The organism is Mesorhizobium sp. P3_A2 (assembly GCF_056403115.1).
The window spans coordinates 1-4621 of sequence record NZ_JBFUGC010000036.1 but is presented as its reverse complement, the minus strand read 5'-3'; the positions used below and the strand labels follow the sequence as shown (position 1 = coordinate 4621).

Annotated in this window: 5 protein-coding genes and 1 pseudogene; 3 read left to right on the top strand and 3 right to left on the bottom strand. The window is 58.8% G+C overall.

Going from position 1 to position 4621, the window contains the following annotated elements; all coding sequences use genetic code 11:
- Window positions 1–161: YciE/YciF ferroxidase family protein (locus AC1DXM_RS31800; RefSeq protein WP_477238200.1), on the top strand; the 161-nt coding region annotated here is incomplete at its 5' end.
- An 807-nt stretch (window positions 162–968) separates the two neighbouring features.
- On the opposite strand, the gene AC1DXM_RS31795 is transcribed toward AC1DXM_RS31800, so the two are convergent.
- Window positions 969–1349, bottom strand: a complete 381-nt coding sequence (locus tag AC1DXM_RS31795; RefSeq protein ID WP_477239497.1) for a hypothetical protein — start codon at window positions 1347–1349, stop codon at window positions 969–971.
- A gap of 454 nt (window positions 1350–1803) precedes the next feature.
- Window positions 1804–1989: a DUF3606 domain-containing protein gene (locus AC1DXM_RS31790; protein ID WP_477239495.1), complete on the bottom strand. Its 186-nt coding sequence runs from the start codon at window positions 1987–1989 to the stop codon at window positions 1804–1806.
- A gap of 128 nt (window positions 1990–2117) precedes the next feature.
- Between AC1DXM_RS31790 and AC1DXM_RS31785 the strand changes: the two are divergent.
- Window positions 2118–3006: pseudogene (locus AC1DXM_RS31785) on the top strand (ATP-dependent DNA ligase).
- Between the two features lie 224 nt (window positions 3007–3230).
- Window positions 3231–3518: a hypothetical protein gene (locus tag AC1DXM_RS31780; RefSeq protein WP_477239493.1), complete on the top strand. Its 288-nt coding sequence runs from the start codon at window positions 3231–3233 to the stop codon at window positions 3516–3518.
- A gap of 766 nt (window positions 3519–4284) precedes the next feature.
- On the opposite strand, the gene AC1DXM_RS31775 is transcribed toward AC1DXM_RS31780, so the two are convergent.
- On the bottom strand, window positions 4285–4557 hold the full coding sequence (locus AC1DXM_RS31775) for a helix-turn-helix domain-containing protein (RefSeq protein WP_477239499.1): 273 nt from the start codon (window positions 4555–4557) through the stop codon (window positions 4285–4287).
- Window positions 4558–4621: the final 64 nt, after the last annotated feature.

Below are 4621 nucleotides of genomic sequence, written 5' to 3'. Positions count from 1 at the left end.
AGCACTATGAGATATCCCGGTACGGCTCGCTGCGGGAATGGGCAAAGGATCTTGGGCATGATGAGGCGCACAAGTTGCTCAGCGAGATCCTCGACCAGGAAAAAGCCACCAACAACAAGCTGACGAACCTGGCGGTTACGTCGATTAACAGGACAAATTGATCCCCGGCGTTGGTGCGAGCAGTTCCTGGCCTTCGGAGTGACAGTCGCTCCTTAAGCTGTAAGGGGCACAGCGGGGAGGAGGCGCCCCCGCTGCATCCAACGAACTGCACAGCGAGCTCAGCTCTGTTTGTTGATGGGTGCAGGAGGCGACCGCCAATTTGTCGGAGGCATGGCCCGCGCGACGCGACTGCGAGCTTATCGAGCGTCCCTGCAAAGGGCTGGACGCCGTGTAGGCATGAAGTAGAGCACGGCGCGATGCGAAAGAGAGGGATGGCGGGGTTTCCCTTATGCCTTTCTCTGCCGGCGGCGCCACATTCTATTGTCGGTGGCGAGACCACTATCGGCTCGTGGGGCTTGCCGGAATAGGTTGGGCCAAGGTCCGCTTCTCGTCATTTGGCAAAGTCCCGGGGGAACGTCATCCTCAAACTGAATTCATGCGTGCTTTTCGCATTCTCGTCGACCACCCGAACCCAGTGCTCCTGAACGGCTCTGGGTGACACTCGTCGACCCGTGACTTTTTGTGCTGCTCGTGGCCTGAGCGGACACACATTCCGCTCCACGCCATTCCACCTGCTACCTGCTCCCGAGAGCCTTTGCCTCGCGCCGCAGGACTTCCGGGAAGAATGAGTAAAAGAAAGGCTGCTCGCTGGCGGCAGCGCTCTAATAGGCGAGCTCAACCCATTCCGGTGTAGTACAAGGATATGCTTACGCCTATCGCAGCAAGGCCGAGGATGAAGATCATGAAGGCCTCAAACCATTGCTGCGGTTCCCGATTCTGTCCATCGAACTCCACGTCCTAGCGATTGGTCAGATTCGAACGCAGATTGCCCCAAAAGGTTGCCGGCGCTGGCCAATATGGATGATGCAACGGCCCTCCGTCCTGGTTTGCGGCTCTGCGCCTGCGGCGCGCGCTCTGATTTTTTGGAACCGTCGTTTCGTTGCGATGTTACCCGTCCGAAGGGACATTTCGAATACGGAGTTGTTCATCATGAAACGGCTTGTGGTCGCTGCAGCTATTGCGGCTTTGTCAACGGGGGTTGCCTTTGCGCAGTCGACCAGTACATCAGGCGGGTCGTCAACAACGACAGGCGGATCGTCGGCCGCGCCAACCACGACTTTGCCGAGCACTGCGACTGACCCGGGAACGGATTCGACCACCACCAGTGGAACGAAGTCGAATTCGGCCAAGGATTGTGCGCCAGGTCAGCAGACGGGCAGCGCCAAACAGGCGGCGCCGGGCCAGCAGGATACGGACGCCAAGTCGGCAGCTCCTGGCCAGATGAAAACAACAACTGAAGGCTGCTAATGGAACCTTCGCCTTGCGGGGAAGTTTTCTACGGCCCAGGAGGTTCCTGATCATTTCCAAACCTAGACCCTCACTCCGTCTCGGCCTCGCCGAGGCGGGTTTTTTCTTTGCCGATCTGAGGTGGCTAGGAACTCTCGGCAGCCGCTGCGAACTAGTCAACGAGCAATGAAGCGGTTTGTGCTTTGGCTTTTCGTGCCTCATGACCTGGCGCAGGTCACGCCTGTCAACCTGCTGCCCGCAAGTCGGGCATTTGTAGAAGTTCTGCCGTTCGTCGTCCGGCTCGCCGCCATGTCGCTGGCCAGGGTTCGGCGGGCCGAGATTAGATAGCTTCGCCACCTAGACGCCCAGCGACATGGCTTCGCGCTGGAGCGTCGCGCGATCGTTGCCATGCTTCCTAATGAGCTCACGAACTTCAGGAATCGTAAGTTGGAACTCTCTTGCGAAACTGGCGACCTCATAGCCGTCGTCTCCTGAAAGTCGTTCGCGGTCACGGAAATCGGTTTTGGTCTTGTCGTCAGCCATAGCTTTTCCTCCTGGTTAGGAAAACAGCGGCAGACAGCGAATGTTCCATCTCGCTTATAAAGAGCCAGCTAACGGAACCGAAGCAGACATGCGATATTGAATCAAATTCGATGTAGCGTGGGGTTCCGATGCGTAAGCCTGCAGGCGGGGACCCGTTGTCGTTCATTCAGCCGCTGATGCCCACCCTGGTGGAGAAACCGCCCGAGGGCGATGGCTGGCTGCACGAGGTGAAGTTCGACGGCTACCGCTCGCAAATCGTCAGGGATTCTGGCAGCGTGCGCATCTTCACTCGCCGCGGACTGGACTGGACATTCGAAGTACCGCGACCTCGCCAATGCCGCCGGCGCTCTTGACATCGAGAGCGCCATCATCGACGGCGAGGTGATCGTCACGAACGAAGCCGGCCTGTCCGATTTCAAGGCGCTTCGCAGTGCGATCACAAGGCGCCAGCATGACCTCTATTTCGTCGCCTTCGATCTGCTCCACCTCAACGGGCACGACCTCCGTGACATGCCACTGGACGACCGCCGCGAGGTCCTTCAAGCGATGATCCCGGCCGGCGGTCGTATCCAGTTCAGTCAGGCGCTACCAGGCGATGCGAGGGCCATCTTCAAACTGGTCGACGAAGCCGGGCTAGAGCGGATGGTATCGAAGCGCCGGGACAGCAAATATCGCAGCGGCCCATCAACCGCTTGGCTGAAGACGAAGGCCTTCACGGTCGACGAATACGATCTGCTCGGCGTCGAGCGCGAGCCCGGAAAGCCAGCCTTCGCGCTGATGGCCGATCGGAAGACCAGGCAATACATTGGCTCGGCCTTCATCAACTCACGCGGCGCAATTCGAGACCGCTTATGGAAGCGCGTTCAGGAGCATGCCGGGCCAGCGCCGAAGGGCATGAAGCGGCCGGCGACGCAATGGGTGAAGCCGGGCTTGATCGGACGCGTGAAGCACTTGCGTGGCGAGGAGGACTTGCGGCACGCTTCGCTGCAAGATTCTCGGGAAGAAGGCGACTCATGACCAGCGTCTGGGTCGCGTTTTGTTTCGTCGGCATCGTGGTGACACTGGTGGTGTTATGGTCGATGACGTTGTAGTGGCCGACGCGATATTGTCCGGTGAGACAACAGTGAAGCCCGTGCCGGCCACTGCGGCTACGCGAAACCGCCCAGACGAGTTAGCGTCCTCCGAAAAAAGCAGCAGCAACGCTTGGTAAAAACGTAATCCCGTACTCTTGAACGGCGCGAATGATCCCAAAATCGCTGCTGGCAGTTGTGCCCGCCCACCTCGGGAGCTACCGTCATGGAGACGGACGCATTTCAGCCTTCGTCTTCGACATCGTATGTGAGGCTTTCAGAAAATCGGTACGTGAGACAAAACTGGCTGACGAGCATTGGGCCGAATACGCCAAGCAGCTCTTGCAGGACATGACGGGCGGCGAGCCCGACGAAACCATTGTCAAACGGATTATATCGGGCTTTAAGCGGTGGCCGCCCTTAAGAGCCGCGCCTCACGAACGAGCGATGACCAGTTGAGCCCTAGGATGCCAATAAGCTCGGCCTGGGCGTAGGTAATTCCAGTTTCACTGACAAGACGGCGAGCAGCGCCATCTGTCGTCGAAGGCTTTCTTTGCTCGTCAACCATTTGATGGGGGTGCTTCCATATGGCCAAACGGATGTAAAACGGAATGGTTCCGCTGGCGCTTCACAACCGAAGCACGAAAGCCGGTACAGCGTTAACGCGAGACAGCAACTGCACCGGCCAACCGAAAACTCCGCTCTGGATGTACAAGCGAGACTGGGTACCCAAGGCCGCGCGGGGGCACAAAGGGTGCAATCCATTAAAATTGTTTGGAACCGCCAGGCCTATGGGTCGATTTCCCTAAGGGAATGTAGCCGCTCAAAGCCCGCTACCAAGACCTTGATAGCGGGCTTTCCTATTTGGACGGACCTAAACGTTCCCCTAGGATGCGAGGATGATGCGGCAAGCCAGCGGCTTAGCCCGCCCCTTTGGTGGACAAAAATTGACGAAAATCAAATCCGGCTCATGACCTTGGGCGGATAGTGGCTCGATGTGGCAGTCGATCCTCAGCGCGCCATTCTTCCGCAGTCTGGAACTCGCCGTTCTGGATGAGGAAGGTATGCACTCGCTCGTATTCCCGTGCGAAAGGACAGACGAGGGGTGGAAGCACACCATTACCGGAGTGCGTGTTCATGTTCAGCCTACCCATTGGCGCGACTGGATTGACTCAGATCAGGCCGACCCATGAAAGGACATGGCGAAGCTGGCAACAGGGAAGCGCTAGGAGACGCACGGGGCGCATACGGTGCTGACCGGCGGGCAAGGGTGGCGCGCGGGTTGAGAGAGGTCCGTTCGTGACGGCCCCGCAGCGGTGAATACTACACCAGCCACCTCAAACGCATGAAGCAGGGCGGCGAGCTTCGTGGGACGCAGGATCCTACGCCCGTTTTCAAAGTCGCGTATTGTCCCTTCGCTCAAACCGCACTTGGCAGCGAGCCTAACCTGAGACCACTTCAATAGCGCCCGTGCCGCCCGCGACTGCTCTGGTGTCATCACCAGGGTCGAAGCCCCTCTGCCGTCCCGCTGGCTGACGCCGTGGTTCCTGATGTCGTCGGCC